Source organism: Sphingobacterium sp. GVS05A, assembly GCF_019969845.1.
Taxonomy (GTDB): domain Bacteria; phylum Bacteroidota; class Bacteroidia; order Sphingobacteriales; family Sphingobacteriaceae; genus Sphingobacterium.
In genome coordinates, this window is sequence record NZ_JAHXYR010000012.1 from 56,730 (window position 1) to 79,544 (window position 22,815).

The following is a 22,815-nucleotide window of genomic DNA, read 5'->3' on the forward strand; positions in this document are numbered from 1 at the left end:
TATCAAATTAAAAACAAAACCTGAGTTATAAAACAATTATTGAAATTATATGAATCAAGAAAAAGATCAAGTTCTTGTAGCACATCTGGCCAAGCAGGGGATAGATGACAAGATGGTAAATGGGCATCCTGCCGGATTATTTGTGCTGTTCTTTACGGAAATGTGGGAGCGTTTTAGTTATTATGGAATGCGGGCGCTATTGACCTTATTTTTAATCAGTACGATCGCTGATGGGGGATGGGAATGGAGCAATGAACGCGCAATGAAGTTATATGGTTTATATACAGGTTTTGTTTATTTGACTCCGCTGATTGGTGGTATGATTGCGGATAAATTGACCGGTTTTAAAAAGGCTATCTTGATAGGTGCGTTGATTATGACGCTGGGTCACCTATCCATGGCATTTGAGGCTGTCAATTCAGGCTTCTTTTTCTTAGGTCTACTCTTGATGATCTTGGGAAATGGGATGTTTAAACCAAATATCTCCTCAATGGTTGGAAACCTATACCCAGATAAAAGTGCGAAGAAAGATGCAGGTTATACGATTTTCTATATGGGTATCAATGCTGGTTCATTTTTAGGAATGCTTTTGTGTGGCTATATCGGTGAGAAGATCGGTTGGCACTATGGATTTGGTTTAGCAGGGGTTTTTATGTTTTTTGGAATGTTACAATTCTATTTTGGACAGAAAATATTCGGAATTATTGGCGATACTCCCAAAGCTCTACAGGCTCATCACGACGAGAAAGTTAAAAATAAAGAAGAGGTTGATGAGGTTATTCCCGGTAATGTCGTTAGAGACCGCCTTATTGTCGTTACAATATTCATGCTTGCCAGTGTGGTATTCTTTTTATCTTTTGAACAAGCCGGAGGTTCCATGTCTATTTTTGCCAAAGATTATACACAGCGTGTACTTTCAGGGGACTCAGCAGTAGCCTTTAAATGGATTGATACTATCCTAACGATTGTTCCCATTGTTATTGTAACTATTGTATTGACTGCTCTTGCCAGAAAGATCTATAAACAATATCCATTGACGATTTTGTTTACAGCGATTTCCTTTGGTATTATCTGGTGCCTGGGCTTATGGAAAGTATTTCGTGAGATCGGTATAACAGGCTCGGAGGTTGGCGCTTCTTGGTTCCAGATATTAAATGCATTTTTTATTATTTCGCTAGCATCGTCTTTCAGTAAATTCTGGGAAAAAATATGGAATCCTTCGGGACCCGTAAAATTCGCTATGGGTTTGATCCTGGTCGGTATTGGTTTTGCGGCTTTGGCTTACGGTGCAAATGATATTCCGCAGGGGGCCAAAACAGCTTCAGTTAGTATGATATGGCTTGTTATCGCTTATTTCTTCCACTCAGCGGGAGAACTTTGTCTATCACCTGTAGGACTTTCTTATGTAAGTAAACTCTCTCCAAAGAAGTTTTTAGGCTTACTTTTTGGCTGTTGGTTCTGTGCTTCTGCCATCGCTAATTTTATTGGTGGATTTTTAGGTTCCTATATTGATAAAATTACAACGGAACATTCGATGTCTTATTTCTTTATGATCTTTGCTATCGTTCCTGCCGTAACTGCATTATTATTGATCGTTTTCAATCCTATTCTGAAAAAGATGATGCATGGCATCAACTAAGATAACTGTCTTAAAATTAGAATAACAATAAAGGGCCAATCTATTATGATCGGCCCTTTATTGTTATTGAAAGTGATAAACTTTGTTTTATTCCTCGACTTTTAATAACAGCTTATCTATACGATTGCCATCCATATCCAAAACCTCAAATACCATGTTTTTGAAGCGTACACGTTCGCCCTCCTCAGGGACGTGATCCAATAATAAAAATACCAGACCTCCGACTGTTGTAACATTGTTGATGTCGTCCTCGTCTTCTTCTGAAAGGCCTATCTCAAATTCATCCAAGAGATCCTCGATCTGATATTGGCCATCAACGACATAGTCGCCACTTTCCAATTGACGCATTTTGGGACGTACACTGATGTCGCTTTCGGTAATGTTACCAACCAGGTCTCCTACGATGTCGCGTAGTGTAATAATACCTTGTGGAGAGCCATATTCGTCGATAACCACTGCTTGATGCACCTGCGATGTTCTCAGCGCATTCATAATACTATATGAAGGACTGAATTCGTTGACGAACTTGATCGGCAGCAGAAGTTCCCTGAGATCAAAGGGTTTGTTTTGAAAACATTGTCTAAGCAGCGATTTGACATGGACAACACCTTTGATATTGTCCAGTCCACCTTCGCAAACAGGATAAATGGAATGGTCATTGTCAAGGATAATCTGCCTGTTCTCTTCAAAACTGTCTTCAAGATCCAGAAACACAATGTTCTTGCGGTGAGTCATCAGATTGATCGCTTTTTTGTCACCTAAACTGAGGAGACGATCCACGATATCGTGTTCAATGCCTTCAATCACACCGCTATCGACCCCTTCGTCGACCAATGCCTTGATTTCTTCTTCGGTAACACTGTTTCCCGTACTTTTGATATTGAGGATCTTGACAATAAACTCTGTCGAGGCGCTCAATAACCAGACAAATGGTCTGACAATCTTGCTGAGCAAGTTCATCGGGTAAGCAATCAACATGGCATATTTTTCAGGGATAGCCATCCCGATACGCTTGGGTACCAGTTCGCCAAGAACCAATGAAAAATAGGTAATGATCAGCACCACCAAAACAACCGCTAGCTCGTGGCTATAGGGTGCGAGTATGCTCGATGTATTAAAAACTTCGATCAGGTAGGCAGAGATGCTACCCCCCGAAAAGAAACCTGTTAAGATACCAATTAGCGTAATCCCAATTTGTACTGTGGATAGAAAGCTATTGGGGGATTCCTTGAGATGTAGTGCAATCTTGGCAGCTGGATTATTCTTATCGCTCTCGGCCTGTAAGCGCGCCTTTCTGCTGGAAACAATTGAAATTTCGGAAGCAGATAGGATTCCATTTAAGATAATTAGTACTAAGATTATAATTGCTTCGGTGAGCATAATGTTATGGAAAAATTGTTTGTGAACGCTAATTTAAGAAAAAGGCAGCCTAAATGGTAGAACTATCGGTATTATATTAAATGCTATAACGAAAGAAGCTGTATCTTTTCGGGATACAGCTTCTATGGTTTATACTATTTTGTGCTATTACATACCGCTATCGTCCAGCATAAAGGTATTTTTCTTTGTTTTCCATTTTCCTTTTGTGAAATCTGGGAACTCTAAAGTTTTATTACCTTTTTTGATAGATTCTGTAGAAAGTGGGAATACCGCACTCATCGTTACTGAATCATAAACGTCAATTGGCGTTTGAACTTTTTGTTTTACAGCTTGGATAAAAGCATTGAACACAAACCAGTCCATACCACCATGACCTGAACCAGTCGCTAATTCTTCGTATTTCTTCCAGATAGGGTGGTCGTATTTTTTAACCCATTCGTCTGCCGGATCCCAAGTATGGGGTTTTGATTTACCTTCGATATGGATACCTTTAGCGACGTCCATCCATATACCGTCTGTACCCTGTACACGGAAACCGATAGAATATGGTCTTGGTAAATGGGTATCATGTGTTAACAACATTGTTTCACCATTTGCACATTGTAACATCGTTTGTGTAATGTCACCGTTTTTATAGTTCAGCTTGCTGTTAGCGTGTCCTGGTGATACTTTATTCACATAAGCCGCCAAACCACGTGCCTTACTTGAGTAAGATGTGATGTGTGTAAATCTATTGCCTTTGTTGATGTCAACAAATTGCATGATCGGACCTAAACCATGTGTTGGGTAAAGGTCACCATCTTGGTCAATGTTAAATTGTGTACGCCATTGTGCTTCAGAAAGTGCTTTTGGTCCGTACTCTACACCATGACCGTAATAACTCTTTCCATCATTGAATAGAACTTCGCGTAAATCATGTTGATAACCACCTTCAAGATGTAACAATTCGCCGAATAAACCTTGTCTGTGCATATTTAGTACAGCAAGCACATCGCGACGGAAAGCAACATTTTCCAATGTCATGTAAGGTTTTCCTGTCTCTTCGGAAGCTTTTACGACATCCCAGTGATCTTGTACGGTCAAGCCTGCGATAACCTCACAACCTACATATAAACCCGCTTTCATGGCATCAATAGCTTGGTCTTTGTGAAATTGCCAAGGTGTTGCGATGATAACGGCATCTAATTTTTCGTTGCTCAACATTTTTTTATAAGCATCAACGCCTCCAGTATACTCTTTCGGAAGTTTGGTGCCTTTCTCATTGAACTGTTTACGGCATTGTGCAAGAGATTCTTCTTGTGTATCACATATTGCCACAATTTCTAAATCGTCTCTATGTAAGGCAATCTGAACGTGATTACGTCCACGAAGACCAACCCCGATAAAGCCGATTTTTATCTTCCCGTTTGTTTGAGCAAATAAGTCTGTGCTTGAAAGAACGCCGATTCCAGCGGTAGTGATGGCAGTTGATTTAATAAAATTTCTTCTATCCATTGTTTTGAGATATGAGGAGTTTGTATATTAGTTATTTATCTTACAATAAGAACCGTCTATGTGACTGGCTCTTATCAACAAATATATTATTTCATTTGCTATAAATGAAAGTGCAAACGATTGTTTAAATTTATTAAATTTCATGCAATCGTTTGATTGAAATAAAAATTATCATTTATTAATTCAATTTGTGATATTGCAAGCACATTGATGATTTAAAAAACATAGTTTAATGTCTGATTTTAACCAATTAGTAGTAGAGAACGCAGCAAAACAATTCACATTAGAAGGAGATATCATTTCAGTGCAGCCTTTTGGTTCTGGTCATATCAATGATACTTATCGTGTAATTACCTCCATAGATAGTGGGATATCGCATTTATTGCAACGCATTAACCATCACGTTTTTCCAAATGTGGACGGCCTGATGCATAATATTGAAATCGTAACAAAACACCTCAGTAAAAAAGTAAAAGTTGCCGACGGCAAGCAGGTTAGTGATCATGTTCTGACAATCATTCCTACACTGGACGGCAAGCTATATACAACAGATAGTACCGGGAATTACTGGCGTATGTTTATCCTGATCGAGGATACGAAGAGTTATGATATTGTAGAGACAGAAGTACAGGCCGCAGAAGGCGGACGTGCTTTTGGACTGTTCCAGAAACAGCTTTCTGACTTGGATGCTTCCCGTATTGTGGAGGTGCTTCCTAATTTTCACAATGTAGAATTCCGACTTGATAACCTGAGAAAGGCTATCGCAAAAGATGTCTGCCAACGTGTTCGTCTGGTGCAAGATAAGCTGGATTTTATCTTTAGCCGTGAAGACCGCATGAAGACGATTCTGGATTTGGGAAATAAAGGTGCATTGCCGCTACGTATCACACATAACGATACAAAGTTTAACAACGTATTGCTTGACGTTCATGATAAAATGCAATGTGTAATCGATTTGGATACAGTAATGCCAGGGTATGTGGCTTATGATTTTGGGGATGCCATCCGTACCATTATTAATCCCGTAGCCGAAGATGAGAAGGATATATCGAAAATCGTGCTGAACCTTTCGTTATATAAGGCTTATGCGGAAGGATATTTGGAAGAAGCAAACGAATTTTTGACGACACTGGAAAAAGAAACTTTGGTGGATGGCGCATTTTTGTTGCCTTATATGCAAGGTGTACGTTTCTTGACCGATTATATCGAGGGCGACCACTATTATAAAACCAAATATGATGAACATAATTTGGTACGCACTAATACACAGCTGAAATTGGTAGAGGAGATGGAAAAGAATGAGGAATTTATGAGAAAGGTAATTTTTGATTGTATTTAACGATTTTATACCTTTAATATTTTGAGAAGCTTCCATCTGATGATGAAGCTTCTTTTTCTTAACTTTATTGTATATGAAGAAACTAACCATTCTGCCTATTACAGCAGATTTGACCGGCAGTCACAATTTTAATCAGCTTTCGGATCTTGTCAAAGATTTGGAATGGAATACATTGGAATATAGTAATTGGAGCGAGTCGTATCCTTACAAGCCGCAGGTGCGATTTAAAATTGGTTACACGCAAAAAGCATTGCTCTTACAGTTTGATGTCGCAGAAGAGCAATTGCGTGGAAATTATGCGGAGGTGAATCAAAATGTTTGGGAGGATAGTTGTGTAGAGCTTTTCGTTTCATTTGATGATCGTAAGCATTATTATAATATTGAGTTTAATTTGATAGGAACAGGATTGATCGGCTACGGAACTCCTGATAAATCAACGAGAAACAGACTCAGCGCGGCGGAGATCGAGACGGTGCAAGCATTCTCCATGATTGAGCGGCATAGTGGCACTGACAGACGTTGGAGCATGATCCAGGTCATTCCACTGGCTGTCTTTAAATTTAATGATACAAGTGATCTGAAAGGGAAGAAAATACATGGGAACTTTTACAAGTGTGGTGACAACCTAAAAAATCCGCATTTTCTGTCATGGAATAAAGTAGATAATCCAACCCCTAATTTCCACTTACCTCAATTCTTTGGAGAATTGATTTTTGGATAGAAGTTGGATTATTAAAATTTTGATGCTTATTGGTAAACAGATTCTTTTTTGAATTTTTTTGCCAATAAAGCATACACCAAAACACGGTATTTATTTTTATTGGATTTACCAATAGCGGTAATAACCTCTTCTAATGCCTTGTCTAAATCAGGACCATCTTTAAGACCTAATTTTTTGATCAGGAAATTTTGCTTGACGCGATTAAGCTCCTCGGGATCTGATGCTGCAATAGTTTCTGAATCTGCATTGTAAATGGAAGGCCCCATTCCTTTTGTCACTTTTGCAATAAACGCATCATCTAGCGATAGACCTAGTTTTTTGGATTCTGCAGTATATGCAGCAATTTTTTCATCTAATTTGCTCATAATTATGTAAATGATTTAATTGTAGTAAGTTAAGTTAGGAGAAAAAACTTGGAAAACAAAATAATTCTTGGGGGATAAATAAAGATTGTTACATTTGTAACCGTTTAAGTGCCGGTAACTGAAAGTGTGGAAAAATTCAGTGAATTATTCTTTGCAATTGTTGCAAATTACATTTTTATAAATTATCTTTGCACCTCAATAATTGAATATACGTAATCATAATAATAATGAAAAAAGATTTGCATCCTTCAAATTACAGATTAGTTGTATTTAAAGATATGTCAAACGACTATGCTTTTATTACTAAATCTTGTGTTGACACGAAAGAGACTATTCAGTGGGAAGATGGTAATGAGTATCCAGTTGTAAAATTAGAGATTTCTCATACATCACACCCTTTCTATACAGGTAAAATGAAATTGGTTGATACTGCTGGACGTATCGACAAATTCCGTAGCCGTTACAACAAAAAATAATTGTAGCAGATCTGTATATTACAATATTAAGAACTCGATAAATGTTATTTGTCGGGTTTTTTTTGTTATTTTTATTTTGTGAAAATCTTTTTTGTAGATTGTTTTGATGCTATCCGACCGTTGGATAAGCTCACTCTCCCGTTGACTTCTTTTGATAAAAAGAGTTTATATCCTTTTACCTTTATTAAATCCTGTCTTGACTTACGTGTAGGTATACTGACACTAAGGGAGAAATGGTATCGCTTGGCTCAGGTGTTCAAATTAGAGCTTGCTGAAGGTGGTATTCTGGAAGATGGTGATGTATGCCTGTCCGAGAATATTATTCCATCTGAGGGCTTATTGCGGACTATTACTGCAATGGAAGCGGGGGATGCCCTGCAACAAAATGGAACAGTCATCGCCTGGCGATATCATCAAGAGGGTGCCTTTAAACTAATGGATGCTTATGATACCATATGTTTGTTGAAAGGGGTAGAGGACCTGTTTTTATTAACGGGCGCAGAAATTGTTAATGATTTCAATCTTTTAGCAAAAAAGACAGTCACGGCGACCATCTCCTCGACAAACCGGTTGCTGGGTACAGATTTTTACATTGCTGAACAGGTCACGATGGAGTGTGTGACACTCAACTCGACCACTGGACCCATTTACATTGATGAAGGTGCCACGATTATGGAAGGAGCACATCTGCGAGGGCCTTTATACTTAGGGAAGGGGGCTGTTGTAAAAATGGGTGCAACAATCTATGGGAATGTATCTGTTGGTAAGCAGAGTGTTGTAGGTGGTGAAGTGGGTAATTCAGTTATTGGTGACTTCTCCGCAAAAGGTCATCACGGCTATTTGGGCTGTTCGGTCATTGGTGACTGGTGTAATCTCGGTGCAGGAACGTCCAATTCAAATCTAAAAAATAATCTAAAAACGGTTACGATTTATGATTATAAACTGGAAGACTTTAGAGATACAGGTTTATTGAAGTGTGGTGTTTTTATAGGTGACTATACACGAGCGGGGATTAACTCGTCTTTCAATACTGGAACCGTAATTGGAATTGCAAGTATGTTAGCAGATACAAGTTTTTATGCTAAATTTGTACCGTCGTTTGCCTGGGTGTTCAATGGGGATACAAAGATCTATAACTTTGATAAGTTTATGGAGTATCTTGAAGCGCTATATATGTCGAAAAATGAGGAACTACCGGAACGGCTCACAAGGGAATTGAATCAACTTAACAAAAAATATAATTAAATCGTAAAAATCATGCGTAAGAAAATCGTAGCTGGTAATTGGAAAATGAATTTAGACTATCAATCAGGATTAAGTTTATTCTCTGAAATTATCAATATGGCCAAAGATGAGGTAATTGGAAATCAGGAACTGGTTGTTTGTAGCCCTTTCATCCACTTGTCAAGTCTTGGGCAATTATCTAAGAATGTTGCTAATGTGAATATTGGTGCACAAAATATTCATCAGGCGGAGTCTGGAGCATACACAGGTGAGATTTCAGCAGGTCAGGTAAAATCGGTGGGTGCTTCACATGTGATCTTAGGTCACTCTGAAAGACGTGCTTATTTTGGCGAAACAGATGCGTTGTTGGCTGCTAAAGTAGATATCGCGCTGAAACATGGCCTGACGCCTATATTTTGTATCGGAGAAACAAAAGAAGAACGTGAATCGGGTGATTTCTTTGAAATAATTAAAACACAATTGACAGCTGGATTGTTCCATTTGTCCAATGAAGCTTTTGCTGCTGTCGTATTGGCTTATGAGCCAGTTTGGGCGATCGGAACAGGACTTACGGCTAGCCCAGAGCAGGCGCAGGAAGTTCATCAGTTTATCCGTCAGGTTGTCGCAGAAAAATACGGCCAAGAAGCAGCGGATAACACAAGTATCCTTTATGGTGGATCTTGTAATCCGGGCAATGCGAAGGATCTATTTGCACAGGCAGATATTGACGGTGGTTTGATTGGAGGAGCTTCTTTGAAATCGAGAGATTTTATAGATATTGCCAAAGTGTTTAACGGCTAATTTTTAGAAATGAAATACATAGAGGTTATCTTTCAAATGCTATCGGGTGAGGAATGGCAAAAAGATCTATTGGTATCTGATTTGGCAGACATCGGCTTTGATACTTTTGAAGATACCGAATCAGGATTTGCAGCTTATATTCCAGCTGCAAATCTTGATTTGCAAGCATTAGAAACGTTAATGCTAAATCTTGATGAGGGATTTGAAGTAGATTATAAGGTTCAGGAAATTGAAAACCAGAATTGGAACAAACTCTGGGAGAGTAATTTTAATCCCATTGAAGTCGGTGGACAGTGTTATGTACGTGCTACGTTTCATGACGCAAAATCTGATTTCCCTTATGAAATAATCATTGATCCTAAAATGTCCTTCGGGACAGGACACCATCAGACCACATCGATGATGCTCCAATATATTTTAGAGAATGATTTTGAGGGTAAGCAGGTGCTGGATATGGGCTGTGGTACTGGTATTCTAGCGATTTTGGCGTCCAAAAAAGGCGCTAATGCTGTCCTGGCAGTAGATTATGATGAAATCTGTGTGGACAGTGTGATCGAAAATAGACAGCTTAATACCGTAGACAATATCGAGGCTATTTGTGGTTCCTTCGAAGTTTTAGAAGGCCGAATTTTCGATACTATCTTAGCAAATATCAATCGAAATATTCTATTGGAACAATTACCACAATATGCTTTAAGTATCAATAAAAATGGAGAGTTATACTTAAGCGGATTTTATGAACAGGAAGATTTGGCGATGTTACGTGATACCGCTGAGTCTTTAGGTTTCGAATTTATCTCCAAAAAAGTTTTAAATAATTGGTGTGCAGCCAAGTTTGTGAAACGGTAACAGAGCGATGCGTATTCATTTTATAGCGATAGGTGGTAGTGTGATGCATAACCTTGCCATTTCTTTGGCGAAGCAGGGGCACCAAATTACTGGATCTGATGATCAGATTGTGGAACCTTCCCGTTCCCATCTCATCGAAGCTGGGTTATTGCCAGATCAATTGGGTTGGTTTGCCGACAAGGTGACGGAAGATATTGATGCCGTTATTTTGGGTGCACATGCGGAAGCAGATAATCCTGAATTAAAAAAGGCCCAGGAATTAGGCCTGAAGATCTATTCTTTTCCAGAGTTTATACAGGAACTCTCACAGGATAAAATCCGTGTGGTTATTGCCGGGAGCTACGGGAAAACAACGATTACGAGCATGGTTATGCACGTCATGCGCTCCTTAGGAAAAGAATTTGATTATTTGGTTGGGGCGCAATTAAGAGGTTTTGATAAACTTGTGGATATTACCAAGCATAATAAGATTATTATTATCGAGGGAGATGAATATGTTTCGTCCAAAATTGATTCCAAGTCGAAATTTTTATATTATAAGCCTAATATCGCACTCATCTCTGGTATCGTATGGAATGAATTTAATTCCAAAATATCTCAAGAGGAATATATTAAACAATTTGAAGATTTTATTGATTCCATACCCCCTAAAGGAACGCTGATCTATAATAAAGAAGATGCTGTTCTACAAAAAGTTTTGCAGGATACCAAAGACTGTAAGATTAACCGGCATGGCTATAAGATCCCCGATTACACAATCAATAAGGGTGTTACCTATCTAAATACCGCAGACGGAGAAGTTCCTTTACAAGTATTCGGGAAACATAATCTGTCTAATATCGCAGGCGCTTATACAGTCTGTGAATGGTTGGGCATTAAAAAGAAAGAGTTCTTTGATGCAATAAAGAGTTTTAATACATCTATCCGTTATCTGGAGTTTGTGGCGAGCTCAGAAGGATCTGTGGTCTATCAAGATTATGCCTGCAATGCGGATAAAGTTAGGTCGAGTATTCACGCGGTAAAAGAACAATTTCCTAATCAGAAATTGGTCACAATTATCGAATTAAACTCGTATGATAGTTTAGATTCGTCCTTTTTGTTACAATATGCGGACTCGATGGGAGAGTCGGATCTCTCTGTGGTCTACGTGAATATCCACTCCTGTAAGGAACTTAATAAGGATATTGAAAGTGTTCCTGAGAATATTAAAAAAAGTTTTAATAATCCTGATTTAGAGGTTGTTGTGAGCTTGGATGGCCTGTATTCGTTTTTGGACGGGGTTAAATCTAAGGGTTACAATTTACTACTTATGAGTTTAAATAATTATAATGGGGTTAATCTCTCCGTGCTCGCTGATCGGTTTTTTAGGGATTTTTAGAGAAAAAAATATAATTTAATGTAAATTATATTTTTATTTACTATTTTTGTTTAAAATATCTACCAGATGAATGCATTAGGAAAAAAAATCAGATTACTTAGACACCAGAAGGGGTGGAGTCAAGAGGATGTTGCAAAGCGATTGGATATCTCAATCCCAGCATTTTCTAAAATTGAAACAGGTATTACAGATGTAAATCTGTCGCGCCTAAATCAAATCTCAAAATTATTCAATTTGACAGTTGTTCAACTATTATCTACTTCTGATTCAGAAGAGGATAAAGAGTATGTCAATGAGGTCAATGCGTTAACGCAAAAGTTGCAACTACGTGATGGCGAAGTTATCGAACTTCAGAAAAAGGTCATTGATCTTTACGAACAATTGCACAAAAGATAGGGCATATTAAAAATGTTACTGAAAAGGCAACCCATTTGGATTGCCTTTTTTTGTTTATGCAACTTTATTTTGGCCAAAAGTGATTTTGTTTTTGTTTCTTTGTAAGTATTTTATAAAAATAAAGGTTGATTACTTATGGGGAGACTAAACGGGGATATAACTACTAGCCCGTCGAACGATTTTTTTAAATCGAATGTACTAGGACAGCGCTCAGGACTGTTCGTACTTTTCTTTACAGAGATGTGGGAACGGTTTTCATTCTATGGTATGCGTGTCCTATTGATGCAATTTTTAACTGCCGCAGTTATTCAAGGTAGCCCATTCTCTGGCTGGGCCTGGACAGCACAACAAGCAGGTGCATTGTACGGAACATATGCAATGATGCTTTATCTGACGCCAATACTCGGTGGAATCATCGCCGACAAATACATCGGATCCAGAAAAGCTGTTATTATTGGCTCAGCAATCATGACATTAGGGCATGCCGCAATGGCTTTTGATACCGCGATCATGTTTTTTCTGGGATTGATCTGTTTGGTTATCGGAACAGGTTTTTTCAAACCGAACATGCCTTCAATCCTTGGCGAAATGTATAAAGACCTTCCTGAAAAGAAGGATGGAGCGTATACGATATTCTATATGGGGGTCAATGCAGGCGCTTTCTTTGGGATGATGCTCTGTGGTTATATCGCTGAAACATATGGATGGCATTGGGGATTTGGATTGGCTGGTATTTTTATGCTCTTAGGTACCCTTCAGTTTGTGTTTGCAAAACCACTCATGGGTAACCTTGGTATTTTGGACAAATCCGCGACCGGGGAGAAGAAAGAAGTTATTGTCAATGATACGGATACTAAAAATCCGTTTACAATAAAGGATTTCGTGCTTATTGGTATTGTCGCTATAATAGGCTTCGTATATGCCTTCAATGACCCATTGTCGAAAAATGGTATTATTGATGTTTTCGCTGGACTGGATACTTCTTTTTTGAGAGGTCAGTATATCATGGTCATTATTGCACTGATCTTGTTTATTTATTTGATCGTTTCCCGGATTTTGCGTTATGACAAGACTGTGCGGGATAGAATGTTTGCCGTGGTGCTTTTGGCGTTTTTCCTTATCTTCTTTTTCATGAGCTTTGAACAGGGGGCAACCTCATTGGTCATTGTCGCAAGGGATAATATCGATAGAGCGCTTACAGGTGCTGCATTGACGACATTTAATGTGGTCAATGGTTTATTAACGATTGTACCACTAGCAATTATCAGTTGGGTTTTAATAAAACTTGCAAAGGTAACCTGGGATAAGATTGCCATCTCCAATATCGTATTATTTGTCTGCTTTGGACTTATCTGGGGTGCAGCAATCTGGATGCTTTATCAGGAGTTTAACAAAGAAGCTTCCGAAATCAAAGTATCCTGGTTTTCTATTCTCAACTCATTTTTTATCATTGCACTAGCTTCCACGGTATCTAAGATATGGGAATCCAAATACAATCCCTCAGCTGCCTTTAAATATGGATTTGGTCTGATACTGGTTGCCATCGGATTTTTGATTATCGGGTTAGGTTCATGGGGCATAGCACCAGGAATGAAAATTTCTATGGTATTTCTCGTCTTGACCTACCTATTTCATACCCTGGGAGAATTGTTTATTTCTCCAGTGGGCCTATCCTATGTTTCTAAACTGGTTCCAGCACGGATGTTGGCTTTTATGTTCGGTATCTGGTATCTAGCAATCGCTATTGCACAAAAGGTTGCAGCAGTACTGGGCGGACAGGTAGAAACAATTCAACAGGAATATTCATTGAGTCACTTTTTCTTTTTATTTACGGCTATTCCAGCTTTGGCCGGATTGCTTGTCATGCTGTTCAATCCTTTGATCAAAAGATTGATGCACGGAGTTAAATAATAACTATATAAGCTTCTTTTACGAAAGAAGCTTTTTTGATTAATATAAATACAGTATGGAGGTTAGTACACGGGAATCGCTAGAGGAGATTCAAAATTTTAAGGGAAAGTACCCAAGACAGATCTGGAGCCTTTTTTTCTCGGAAATGTGGGAAAGATTTTGTTTTTATGGGATGCGGGGCATGTTGGTGTTCTTTATGATCACACAACTGAACTTTGCGGAGAAAGAGGCTAATTTACAGTATGGAGCTACCCAAGCATTTGTCTATGCTTTTACATTTATCGGCGGTCTTTTTGCTGATAAGATTTTAGGTTTTAGAAAATCATTGTTCTGGGGAGGTATATTAATGATTGTAGGGAGTCTTTTCCTAGCCGCGGATCCACATCAATACTTCTTTTTTGGTCTCTCATTTATTATTATTGGCACCGGCTTTTTTAAACCGAATATTTCTACGATGGTAGGGGAGCTCTATCGTGATGGCGATAGCCGTCGTGATGGTGGTTTCTCGTTGTTCTATGCGGGGATCAATCTAGGCGCATTTTTAGGTGGTTATGTTTGTGTCGCCATTGGTAAAGGATATATGTTGAGCTCGGTTATCTCCGAACCTCACCGTTGGAATGTTGCCTTTGGTTTAGCTGCAATAGGGATGCTGGCAAGTTTGATTAATTTTCACTTTACCAAAAGACATCTTGGGCCTATCGGGCTTAAACCTGGACACCCAGATGCTATCGTAAAGACGAAAGCCTTGCCAAAATGGGTTGAATATGCAGTATATGCGCTGACTTTGATCTTTATACCCGTTATTCAGATCATGGTGTCGAAAACCCAATATACGGACTATTTTATGTATACCATTGGCCCATTGACACTGTTATATCTGTTTTATGAAATGTCACAAGTGACCAAGGAGGAACGCAAGAAATTAATTGCTGCACTGGTATTTATTTTGTTTTCCATTATCTTTTGGGGGATATATGAACAGAGTGGTGGTTCATTGAGCATCTTTGCTGCCAAGCACCTGAATGATTCTTTACTTGGGGCAGTGACACTTGATCCAAATGGTGTCAATAATTCTGGCGGTGCATTATTTATTATTGCCTTAGCACCATTATTTGGGCTATTCTGGATTTGGTTGGGAAAACGTAAACTTGAGCCGAATACTATTATCAAATTTGGTTTGGGCTTTGTTTTCTTAGGTTTAGGTTATTATGTACTTTTTGCGACGCGTTTATTCGCTCATGAAGGGATGACCTCATTGGATATCTTTACACTTGCCTTATTAGTGATTACCGTCGGGGAGCTTTGTCTTTCGCCAATTGGACTCTCCATTATGACGAAACTATCACCAGCAAGGTTACAAGGCATTATGATGGGGATGTGGTTTTTGGCAAGTGCTTATGGACAATATGTAGCTGGCCTGATCGGTGCGAGTATGGCTGAAGCAAAAGAAGGAAGTTCGTTGGCGGATAACTTAGTGACGTACACTGAAAGTTATAAGCAATTGGGCTTGTATTCTTTAATCGCAGGTGTGGTACTCATCGCATTGTCGCCTGTGGTGCGGAAATTAATGGGAAATGTGAAATAAGCCCTAATCAAATATTTTCCAAAGGAGATCGTATTAAAAATCTTTTTGGGAGTTGGTACTTAGTCATAATTGACAGACTAGATGCTTATAAGAAAGGGAGCAAATTCATAGCGAGTTTGCTCCCTTTCTTATATCCGGTGCAAACCTTTTTCGTCAATGCGTCGTACCCGCTTCGACACATCATCGTACCTGCGTTACACTGTGACCGTGGTGAATGCGACATGAGTCCGTGGTGAGTCCGAGTTACGCACGGAAATATAGTGTAAGGGCCTAGGTTACACCATGCTGTTATCTGCTCTCAGGGGCGAAGAAGAGGTAAATATGTTCCGTAGCATCGTCGAAGGGTAACTGAATAATGCAGAATACTCGGACTTCATTATGAAAAACGATATATATGGTTTTTATTTAATGTTATATATATCTATTTTAGATTCAAATAGATAGAATTAATGAATATAATACGCAATAATTTTCAGATTACTTGGGTATGGAGAGAGTAGACCTATTGGGGATCATGATTACTATATTGTAATTTTTACAATCATACAGCCGACAACAAAGTAAATAGAATAAACAAAAAAGCTTGACTATTTCTGGTCAAGCTTTTTTGTTTATCCGTAAATCCATTTGAATTTATAATCTTTTTCAGGAATCTTCATGCGGTCAGCTAATCTAGTCAAGCGATCCGGTAATTTTAAGAGGTAGTCTCTTGCTTTCTCACCTTTGTCATTCAGGCCTGAAACTTGATCAATTTTCCACTCATTATTAAGTTCTTTCAAGATATCGACATAATCCAATGCAGTATACACACCTAGTCGCTGTGCGGCATCAGAAAAGTGTGCAAAAGCTTCGCCCTGAGGCTCGCCTGCTTCTCTCAAAAACTGTGCTGGCATGACAATCTTTTTACGCATCATATCTTCAAATGCAATCATTACTTCGTTTGCGTCTACTGTAATAGCCTTTGATATGAAAGACATGTATGCTTTGGCATGGCGTGCTTCATCTGAAGCAATGACACCACACATTTTTGCCAGAAGCTTGTCACCTCCTTTTTTAGAAAGTCCCGATACCCGACGATGGGATACGTTGGTGGCAAGTTCCTGGAATGATGTATATATAAAGTTACGGTAGGGATCAGCACCAGTTCCGATATCGAAACCATCTTGTATCAAATATTGTGTAGACATTTCAAACTGACGCATATCTATTCTACCCGACAGATAAAGGTATTTGTTCAATAGATCGCCGTGACGGTTTTCTTCTGCAGTCCACGCACGAACCCATTTCATCCATCCGCCTTGTTCGTTTTTATCGACATCCTCAACCATTGTCAGCCAAGATTCGTAGGTTGGAAGGGCTTCTTCGGTAATCGTATCACCAACTAATACCGCAACCAAGTCATAGGACAGTTCTTTCGCACTCTCCTGTAAATCTCTTATTTCCTCAAAAAAAGTATCCCTTGAAGCGTCTGGAAGGAAATCAGCAGGTTGCCACATTTCTTCTACAGGCTTCAGGTATTCGCTCATTTCATTCAACATGAAAGGCTCCAAGTAGGCCATCACTTCTTTACGTGAGCCTTCTGGTAAATTTAGAGGTAATTCTTGCATATCAATACAAAGGTAAATAAATAGCATCAATAAATTATAAAAGCAAGATATAATTGTAAAAAATGGCAAATGACCTACAAAAAGTGGTTCTTTAATGGTTTTGAGTCACTTTTTAATTTAATTGGTCAAGTAACTTGGATGATTGATAATGACATAAAAAACAGATTGTCGGCCATGTATTCGATAAAATACTATTAACTTTGTATAAATTATTTAGACGACTTTGGAAAAATATAATATAGATAAAATACGTGCGGATTTTCCTATTCTAAAAAGACAGGTAAATGGCAAGCCTTTGGTTTATCTGGACAATGGTGCGACAACACAAAAGCCCAATGCGGTAATCAATTCCATTGCACATTATTATACAGATATGAATAGTAATGTACATCGTGGAGTTCACTACCTCAGCCAGATATCGACAGATGCTTTTGAGGTGACCCGTAAAAAGCTTCAATCTTTTATTAATGCGCCTGAAGACAAGCAAGTGATTATCACGAAGGGGACGACCGATAGTATCAATTTGGTTGCTACCTGCTATGGCAGAGCATTTATCCATGCGGGAGATGAAATTATTATTTCTGCAATGGAGCACCACTCCAATATTGTTCCTTGGCAGATGCTCTGTGATGAAAAAGGCTGTAAGATCCGTGTTATTCCGATGAATGATAAGGGGGAGCTCGATATGGACGCCTATCAAAACCTTATTAACGAAAGAACGAAGCTGGTTGCTGTAACTTATGTCTCTAATGCGCTGGGGACGATCAATCCGGTAAAAGAGATTATCTCGATTGCGCATAAGCATGGGGCTGTCGTATTGGTAGATGCAGCGCAAGCTGTCCAACATATCCGGGTTGATGTGCAAGATCTCGATGTTGACTTTTTAGTTTTCTCAGGGCATAAAATGTATGGCCCCACAGGTGTCGGCGTGTTGTATGGTAAGGAAGAGCTGTTAAACGCAATGCCTCCTTATCAAGGCGGTGGCGATATGATTAAGGAAGTGACTTTCGAAAAGACAACCTATAATGAGCTGCCTTTTAAATTTGAAGCAGGCACTCCGAATATTGAAGCAGGAATCTGTTTGAATGAAGCAATAGACTATATCAATTCGATTGGCTTAAAAAATATTGAGGCTTACGAACACGAGTTACTGGAATATGCATTGGAAAAATTGTCGGAGATCCCGGGAATGAAATTTATAGGTACTGCAGATCAAAAATGTTCTGTTATTTCATTTATCATTGAAGGTACACATCCCTACGATGTAGGGGTGATTTTAGATAAATTGGGTATTGCTGTGCGAACTGGACACCATTGTGCTCAGCCTGTAATGGATCGCTTTGGTATCCCTGGAACGATCCGGGCTTCGTTGGCACTTTATAACACAAAAGAAGAAATAGATATCTTGGTGGCGGGTATTCAACGTGCAGTCAATATGTTAGTGTAATAAAAACGATTATGACAATTAATGAAATACAAAACGAATTAGTTGAAGATTTTGCTTTCTTTACGGATTGGATGGAAAAATATGAGTACATCATCCAGTTGGGGAAGGAAGTTCCTTTAATTGATGAACAATATAAGACAGAAGAATATATTATCAAGGGCTGTCAGTCCAAGGTATGGTTGTATCCGGAGGTGAAAGATGGAAAAGTGTTTTTTACAGCAGATAGCGACGCGATTATCACCAAGGGTTTGGTTAGTCTGATGGTCAAAGTGCTGTCGGGACATACAGCAAAAGAAATTGTTGATGCAGACCTGTATTTCGTTGATGAAATCGGTTTAAAAGAACACTTGTCGCCAACACGGGCCAATGGTTTATTGTCGATGATCAAACAGATGAAGTTATACGCAGTGGCGTTGCAGGTAAACGCATAACCAGAACTGTTCAACGATTGAAAGTGAACTCTCCTGAAATTGAATTTCTAAAAGGAGATCGTAGACGAATGATATTAATGAAAAACGGGAGTGTCCAATCTTTTTGGATACTCCCGTTTTTTTATCTATCCCGCCCACTACGGTGGAATGTTATTGTCCTAAATAAAATTATCCGATCAAGTCTTTGATAATTATTTTTTTCATTTTCATCAAGGCTTCTCCAGCTCCAGGATTTTGAAGGTATGTAGCAATTTGTGTTGGCACAATTTGCCAACTCACGCCGAATTCATCTTTACACCATCCACACATGCTCTCTTGTCCCTGTTGTGTAATGCGATTCCAGTAATAGTCAATTTCAGCTTGATCCCGGCAGAGGATGGTGAGGGAAACACCTTCACTAAACGTAAAGTCCTGAATGACTCCGCTATCCATGGCCATTAAGGTAAATCCATTGATAAGAAATTGAGTGTGCTGGATTTCCCCTTTATAATCGCCTTCCGGATAACGTAAAATACCGTTGCTGTGAAAATCTTTGAATAGTTCTTCATAGAACTGAACTGCTGTTTCGCACTTGCCTTGTTGAGGCCCGCAATACATTAGCGTAGGGACGATTGCTTGTTGGTTTGTGTCACTTACGTTGCCTTGGTATAACTGCCAGTTTACACCATATTTGTCCGCTACCCAGCCATAATAAGCACTCCAGGGATAGCTGTTTAGTGGCATCAGTACGTTTCCGTCTACGGATAATGTATTCCAGATGCGATCAATCTCTTCGGCTGATTCGCAGATCACCATAAATGATATGGATGGATTTGGCTTAAACATCGGTCCTCCATTGATGCCGATAAATTTTACGCCATTAAGCAGTGCCTCGACAACGATCGGGGAGTTACTTTCAATATGACTGTTTGGAAAAGTCCGGCAGTATAAATCAAAAGCTTCCTTCGCATTCTGATCAAACCATAGGGACGGTATAATTGAATTTTCCATGAGCGTCGATTTTTAGTTTAAAATTCCACTTATTTATATTTGTCGTGTAATCCTTTATTTGCAGTAATCAGTGGTTTGATTTTCTCTAGACGGGATAATTTGGTTTTTTCTTGTTTCGCTTCGTCGATATACTGAATATATTCTTTTTGTTTTCCTGGTGTGAGGGCCTTGAAGTGATCATGAAATCCCTGATCTGAATGGAGTGCTTTCAAAAGAATTCCAGAAGGAGGTACGGCCTCGCTTTTGGTGGGTTTAATTTCTTTTCCCTCGTCAATTGTTCGAATAGATTCTTGAATGTAAGCCTCGATTTTTGTGCTATCCATCTCGCTGACATGCTGAAAACGCCATTGTCGAAGAGCTTTGGTTTTACCTTCTGACGCGCTGATCAGGACATTTTCCTTATCTTCTAAAAATACACCATTATAGAACCATAGGGAAAAGAAGTTTTTGAAACCACCCCACCCGATGACATTCTTCCCTTTGTATGTATAGATGTCACTGCCCCATTTGAATTCTTTTTTTAGTGTGGTTTTGAGCATAATCTGTTGCATCAGTTCTTCGGCTTCTAGCCAATTTCCTCTGCTTTTATGCCAGTTGGGGCCTTGTTTATCCTTGAGTTTTTCGATATTAAAGGCAACAATATCACGAATGATTTTTTCTGGTAAGGGTTGATCTATCGGAATCTGTATTGCTCCTTTTGATGTTTTAAAATCTTTAAGTTCTGCTGCGAAATGCTCGATGGCGTCAGGTCCGGGGTATATTCCGAGATGCTGTTTATTCATTGCAAAATGGATCAGATTGCCATTATATCGAAATGTAGGCATCTGATAGGAGATGGTTTCTGTAGTTTCAGCTGGGACTACTCCAGCAATCAGCTGCCTTACCTGATTGAGATACGTCTTCTTATCCCCTTCGAACTGGTCAATATACTCGTCAATTGTTGAAACGCTACTTGTCATAATTTTGTGTCTAATCCTTGATCCTTGCGTATTTGGTTGTTATAAATTGGATGGTCTCTTGCATTAATGTGGTCAGATGTTCCGTATTGATGTCGCTCAGTTTTTTAATGTAAATGCAGGCTTTGCCTATTTTATATTTGCCCAGTTGTTCGATAAGTGATTTATGTTCTTCAAGTCCGGTATATACATAAAGTGAAATGGCAGCCTTACGGGGACTGAATCCGATTAAGGGAGCATACCCTTCACGCCCGCTAGCATATTTATAGTAATACTGTCCAAAGCCGATGATGGATTCGCCAAACATCTTCGGTGCTTCGTTTGAAACAGATTGCATCAATTGTACCAATTGGATGCTGTCTTCCCGCTTTTGTGCATCGGGTATATCCTGAATAAAATCATCGACACTTTTTTCGATATAAGAGGTTTTATTTGCCACCATTTTTTATTTCTGTTAAAACATAAAATCAAAAGCACCCTTCCGAAGATTGATATTATATTCAAGATAGGCCTTCATACAGGCTAGAAAATTTGCCCACCCTTCGGTCTGACGCATCATAATCAAAATGCCTTCCTCATCGTTATTCATTTCATGTTCTGTAATTTTGACAACAGTGGACCCCTCCCCGAAGGAAGATAAGCTGATTTCAACCAGTTGATTTGCTAATCCGCCACTCCAGTCAAAGGAAATATAGTCGTCTGGACGGATTGTTTTTCCGGTTACAGGGAAACTGTCGGGGAACTCAGGGAAAGTCCATTCTACAGTTTTTCCGGTCTCTAGACGGCCTGTTGAGGACTTAATAAAATAGCGATTCATTTTGTTGGGATCAACGATGGCTTCAAAAACTTCACTGATGGTTTTTTGGATCTGAATGCTTGCTTTTGCGGTTAACTTTTCCATGTTCTGAATTTTAAACAAATATTGTATAAATACCGATAACTTGTATCTGCTATTTTTGTGTGTACTTACTGAGTCCATCCTGAAATTCCATTGAGGCATGTGTGCCATCGCAAAATGGTTTGTTGGATGATTGCCCACAACGACAAAGGGTCTGGCGGTTTCGTACTTCATAATACTTGCCACTGCTGCTTTTTACAGGGATCCCACCCCAAAGTGCGATAGGTCCACTGCACTGATTCAATACGTCTTCAATGAGACCGACCTCAGCGATAGTATTTTCTTCGATGGGAGTATTCTCCTGGTTCCAGACAATCAGTCTGCCACTAGGACAGTAATGGGCCATATTGACTGCGCTTTCTAAGGACTGTTCATCGCTATCGGTTATCTCATTCCAAATTCTTTTTCCTTGATCACAAAAGCGTGCAAATGCACATAATTTTTCATCGTCACTGAGAGAAAATACAGGCCCTTCAATAATTTCTGCTGTTTGGAGCGAATCATGTAGTGTCGCTGTATCGGTCAAGTCAACACCAAAAGATCTGGCCTGCTCATGAGAGTTGTCGCAAAAGGGTTTATTTTTGGACAGCCCACAGCGACATAAATAGGTGTCTTTTTCAAGTTTAAAAGATTCCCCGTTTTCATAGGATCTGGAGACGCTCTGTCGGTCTGGAATAATATATTGCAAATGAAAGGGTACCTGCCCGTGTAAAATATACGGACCGTCTTTGGTGACTTCAATAAAGGTTTCACTGGTATTGGCGGTAGATCCTATTTGAACATGCCAATAATTTGAGGGATTGCTCATGAGTCCTTAAGTTTATAGTATAAAATAAACACCACAGAAACGGATAGGTTTTATTTTTTCTGACTTTGGTTGTTACTCCCCTAAAATGAACAAAAATTGCACCTTATCTTTAGCTTTTTG

The 22,815-nt window shown here is 39.1% G+C and carries 22 protein-coding genes; 13 read left to right on the plus strand and 9 right to left on the minus strand.

All coding sequences use genetic code 11. The annotated features are described in order from the left end of the window. Positions 1-49 precede the first annotated feature (49 nt). Positions 50-1,639 carry a peptide MFS transporter gene (locus LC454_RS24880; RefSeq protein ID WP_223585146.1) on the plus strand — a complete coding sequence of 530 codons (1,590 nt, stop codon included), beginning with the start codon at positions 50-52 and terminating at the stop codon, positions 1,637-1,639. An 87-nt stretch (positions 1,640-1,726) separates the two neighbouring features. On the opposite strand, the gene LC454_RS24885 is transcribed toward LC454_RS24880, so the two are convergent. Together LC454_RS24885 and LC454_RS24890 are read right to left on the minus strand one after the other, a co-directional pair. Further along, positions 1,727-3,019, minus strand: a complete 1,293-nt coding sequence (locus LC454_RS24885; protein WP_223585147.1) for a hemolysin family protein — start codon at positions 3,017-3,019, stop codon at positions 1,727-1,729. A gap of 147 nt (positions 3,020-3,166) precedes the next feature. After that, positions 3,167-4,513, minus strand: coding sequence for a Gfo/Idh/MocA family protein (locus LC454_RS24890; protein ID WP_223585148.1), 1,347 nt, complete (start codon positions 4,511-4,513; stop codon positions 3,167-3,169). 232 nt (positions 4,514-4,745) lie between these two features. Between LC454_RS24890 and LC454_RS24895 the strand changes: the two genes are divergently transcribed. Both LC454_RS24895 and LC454_RS24900 read left to right on the plus strand, forming a co-directional pair. Next, positions 4,746-5,852, plus strand: a complete 1,107-nt coding sequence (locus tag LC454_RS24895) for a phosphotransferase enzyme family protein (RefSeq protein WP_223585149.1) — start codon at positions 4,746-4,748, stop codon at positions 5,850-5,852. 73 nt (positions 5,853-5,925) lie between these two features. Next, positions 5,926-6,573 (plus strand): carbohydrate-binding family 9-like protein, encoded by a 648-nt coding sequence (locus tag LC454_RS24900; RefSeq protein WP_223585150.1) that lies wholly within the window; start codon positions 5,926-5,928, stop codon positions 6,571-6,573. Positions 6,574-6,599: 26 nt separating this feature from the next. Here LC454_RS24900 and LC454_RS24905 read toward each other — a convergent pair whose 3' ends face one another. Beyond that, the gene (locus tag LC454_RS24905; protein WP_223585151.1) at positions 6,600-6,938 is read right to left on the minus strand and encodes a DUF2853 family protein; all 339 of its coding nucleotides are present in this window, start codon (positions 6,936-6,938) and stop codon (positions 6,600-6,602) included. Between the two features lie 227 nt (positions 6,939-7,165). Between LC454_RS24905 and LC454_RS24910 the strand changes: the two genes are divergently transcribed. The 8 genes from LC454_RS24910 (at position 7,166) to LC454_RS24945 (ending at position 15,558) form a co-directional block, all read left to right on the plus strand. Next, positions 7,166-7,414: a type B 50S ribosomal protein L31 gene (locus tag LC454_RS24910; protein ID WP_077437478.1), complete on the plus strand. Its 249-nt coding sequence runs from the start codon at positions 7,166-7,168 to the stop codon at positions 7,412-7,414. A gap of 78 nt (positions 7,415-7,492) precedes the next feature. Beyond that, entirely contained in the window at positions 7,493-8,659 is a 1,167-nt protein-coding gene (locus LC454_RS24915) for a putative sugar nucleotidyl transferase (protein ID WP_223585152.1), read from the plus strand. 12 nt (positions 8,660-8,671) lie between these two features. Then, a complete protein-coding gene (gene tpiA / locus LC454_RS24920) occupies positions 8,672-9,439 on the plus strand; it encodes a triose-phosphate isomerase (protein ID WP_223585153.1) in 768 nt (255 codons plus the stop codon). 9 nt (positions 9,440-9,448) lie between these two features. Further along, the gene (gene prmA, locus LC454_RS24925) at positions 9,449-10,288 is read left to right on the plus strand and encodes a 50S ribosomal protein L11 methyltransferase (RefSeq protein WP_223585154.1); all 840 of its coding nucleotides are present in this window, start codon (positions 9,449-9,451) and stop codon (positions 10,286-10,288) included. Positions 10,289-10,295: 7 nt separating this feature from the next. Further along, positions 10,296-11,666: a Mur ligase family protein gene (locus LC454_RS24930; RefSeq protein ID WP_223585155.1), complete on the plus strand. Its 1,371-nt coding sequence runs from the start codon at positions 10,296-10,298 to the stop codon at positions 11,664-11,666. 66 nt (positions 11,667-11,732) lie between these two features. Then, positions 11,733-12,062 (plus strand): helix-turn-helix domain-containing protein, encoded by a 330-nt coding sequence (locus LC454_RS24935; protein ID WP_120259412.1) that lies wholly within the window; start codon positions 11,733-11,735, stop codon positions 12,060-12,062. Positions 12,063-12,197: 135 nt separating this feature from the next. After that, positions 12,198-13,973, plus strand: a complete 1,776-nt coding sequence (locus tag LC454_RS24940) for a peptide MFS transporter (RefSeq protein ID WP_223585156.1) — start codon at positions 12,198-12,200, stop codon at positions 13,971-13,973. A 55-nt stretch (positions 13,974-14,028) separates the two neighbouring features. Then, the gene (locus LC454_RS24945; protein ID WP_120259414.1) at positions 14,029-15,558 is read left to right on the plus strand and encodes a peptide MFS transporter; all 1,530 of its coding nucleotides are present in this window, start codon (positions 14,029-14,031) and stop codon (positions 15,556-15,558) included. Between the two features lie 611 nt (positions 15,559-16,169). On the opposite strand, the gene LC454_RS24950 is transcribed toward LC454_RS24945, so the two are convergent. Next, positions 16,170-17,165: an acyl-ACP desaturase gene (locus LC454_RS24950; protein ID WP_223585157.1), complete on the minus strand. Its 996-nt coding sequence runs from the start codon at positions 17,163-17,165 to the stop codon at positions 16,170-16,172. A 223-nt stretch (positions 17,166-17,388) separates the two neighbouring features. Here LC454_RS24950 and LC454_RS24955 point away from each other — a divergent pair, with 223 nt between their 5' ends. Together LC454_RS24955 and LC454_RS24960 are read left to right on the plus strand one after the other, a co-directional pair. After that, positions 17,389-18,612: a cysteine desulfurase gene (locus tag LC454_RS24955; protein ID WP_223585158.1), complete on the plus strand. Its 1,224-nt coding sequence runs from the start codon at positions 17,389-17,391 to the stop codon at positions 18,610-18,612. 11 nt (positions 18,613-18,623) lie between these two features. Beyond that, a complete protein-coding gene (locus LC454_RS24960) occupies positions 18,624-19,043 on the plus strand; it encodes a SufE family protein (protein WP_120259416.1) in 420 nt (139 codons plus the stop codon). Between the two features lie 168 nt (positions 19,044-19,211). Here LC454_RS24960 and LC454_RS24965 read toward each other — a convergent pair whose 3' ends face one another. Genes LC454_RS24965 through LC454_RS24985 form a run of 5 tightly spaced genes read right to left on the minus strand, consistent with a single transcriptional unit; the run spans position 19,212 to position 22,695 of the window. Next, positions 19,212-20,033, minus strand: a complete 822-nt coding sequence (locus LC454_RS24965; RefSeq protein WP_223585159.1) for a VOC family protein — start codon at positions 20,031-20,033, stop codon at positions 19,212-19,214. Positions 20,034-20,062: 29 nt separating this feature from the next. After that, positions 20,063-20,992 carry a DUF1801 domain-containing protein gene (locus tag LC454_RS24970; RefSeq protein ID WP_223585160.1) on the minus strand — a complete coding sequence of 310 codons (930 nt, stop codon included), beginning with the start codon at positions 20,990-20,992 and terminating at the stop codon, positions 20,063-20,065. Between the two features lie 10 nt (positions 20,993-21,002). Next, entirely contained in the window at positions 21,003-21,431 is a 429-nt protein-coding gene (locus LC454_RS24975) for a DUF1801 domain-containing protein (protein WP_223585161.1), read from the minus strand. Positions 21,432-21,443: 12 nt separating this feature from the next. Further along, positions 21,444-21,890 carry an SRPBCC domain-containing protein gene (locus LC454_RS24980; protein WP_223585162.1) on the minus strand — a complete coding sequence of 149 codons (447 nt, stop codon included), beginning with the start codon at positions 21,888-21,890 and terminating at the stop codon, positions 21,444-21,446. A gap of 49 nt (positions 21,891-21,939) precedes the next feature. After that, complete coding sequence (locus tag LC454_RS24985) at positions 21,940-22,695, minus strand: CDGSH iron-sulfur domain-containing protein (RefSeq protein WP_223585163.1); 756 nt, start codon at positions 22,693-22,695, stop codon at positions 21,940-21,942. Positions 22,696-22,815 lie beyond the last annotated feature (120 nt).

Bases quoted from the DNA above. Each gene is read 5' to 3' on its own strand.
- LC454_RS24880 (WP_223585146.1), top strand. From the start codon at position 50: ATGAATCAAGAAAAAGATCAAGTTCTTGTAGCACATCTGGCCAAGCAG.
- LC454_RS24885 (WP_223585147.1), bottom strand. From the start codon at position 3,019: ATGCTCACCGAAGCAATTATAATCTTAGTACTAATTATCTTAAATGGA.
- LC454_RS24890 (WP_223585148.1), bottom strand. From the start codon at position 4,513: ATGGATAGAAGAAATTTTATTAAATCAACTGCCATCACTACCGCTGGA.
- LC454_RS24895 (WP_223585149.1), top strand. From the start codon at position 4,746: ATGTCTGATTTTAACCAATTAGTAGTAGAGAACGCAGCAAAACAATTC.
- LC454_RS24900 (WP_223585150.1), top strand. From the start codon at position 5,926: ATGAAGAAACTAACCATTCTGCCTATTACAGCAGATTTGACCGGCAGT.
- LC454_RS24905 (WP_223585151.1), bottom strand. From the start codon at position 6,938: ATGAGCAAATTAGATGAAAAAATTGCTGCATATACTGCAGAATCCAAA.
- LC454_RS24910 (WP_077437478.1), top strand. From the start codon at position 7,166: ATGAAAAAAGATTTGCATCCTTCAAATTACAGATTAGTTGTATTTAAA.
- tpiA (WP_223585153.1), top strand. From the start codon at position 8,672: ATGCGTAAGAAAATCGTAGCTGGTAATTGGAAAATGAATTTAGACTAT.
- prmA (WP_223585154.1), top strand. From the start codon at position 9,449: ATGAAATACATAGAGGTTATCTTTCAAATGCTATCGGGTGAGGAATGG.
- LC454_RS24930 (WP_223585155.1), top strand. From the start codon at position 10,296: ATGCGTATTCATTTTATAGCGATAGGTGGTAGTGTGATGCATAACCTT.
- LC454_RS24935 (WP_120259412.1), top strand. From the start codon at position 11,733: ATGAATGCATTAGGAAAAAAAATCAGATTACTTAGACACCAGAAGGGG.
- LC454_RS24940 (WP_223585156.1), top strand. From the start codon at position 12,198: ATGGGGAGACTAAACGGGGATATAACTACTAGCCCGTCGAACGATTTT.
- LC454_RS24945 (WP_120259414.1), top strand. From the start codon at position 14,029: ATGGAGGTTAGTACACGGGAATCGCTAGAGGAGATTCAAAATTTTAAG.
- LC454_RS24950 (WP_223585157.1), bottom strand. From the start codon at position 17,165: ATGCAAGAATTACCTCTAAATTTACCAGAAGGCTCACGTAAAGAAGTG.
- LC454_RS24960 (WP_120259416.1), top strand. From the start codon at position 18,624: ATGACAATTAATGAAATACAAAACGAATTAGTTGAAGATTTTGCTTTC.
- LC454_RS24965 (WP_223585159.1), bottom strand. From the start codon at position 20,033: ATGGAAAATTCAATTATACCGTCCCTATGGTTTGATCAGAATGCGAAG.
- LC454_RS24970 (WP_223585160.1), bottom strand. From the start codon at position 20,992: ATGACAAGTAGCGTTTCAACAATTGACGAGTATATTGACCAGTTCGAA.
- LC454_RS24975 (WP_223585161.1), bottom strand. From the start codon at position 21,431: ATGGTGGCAAATAAAACCTCTTATATCGAAAAAAGTGTCGATGATTTT.
- LC454_RS24980 (WP_223585162.1), bottom strand. From the start codon at position 21,890: ATGGAAAAGTTAACCGCAAAAGCAAGCATTCAGATCCAAAAAACCATC.
- LC454_RS24985 (WP_223585163.1), bottom strand. From the start codon at position 22,695: ATGAGCAATCCCTCAAATTATTGGCATGTTCAAATAGGATCTACCGCC.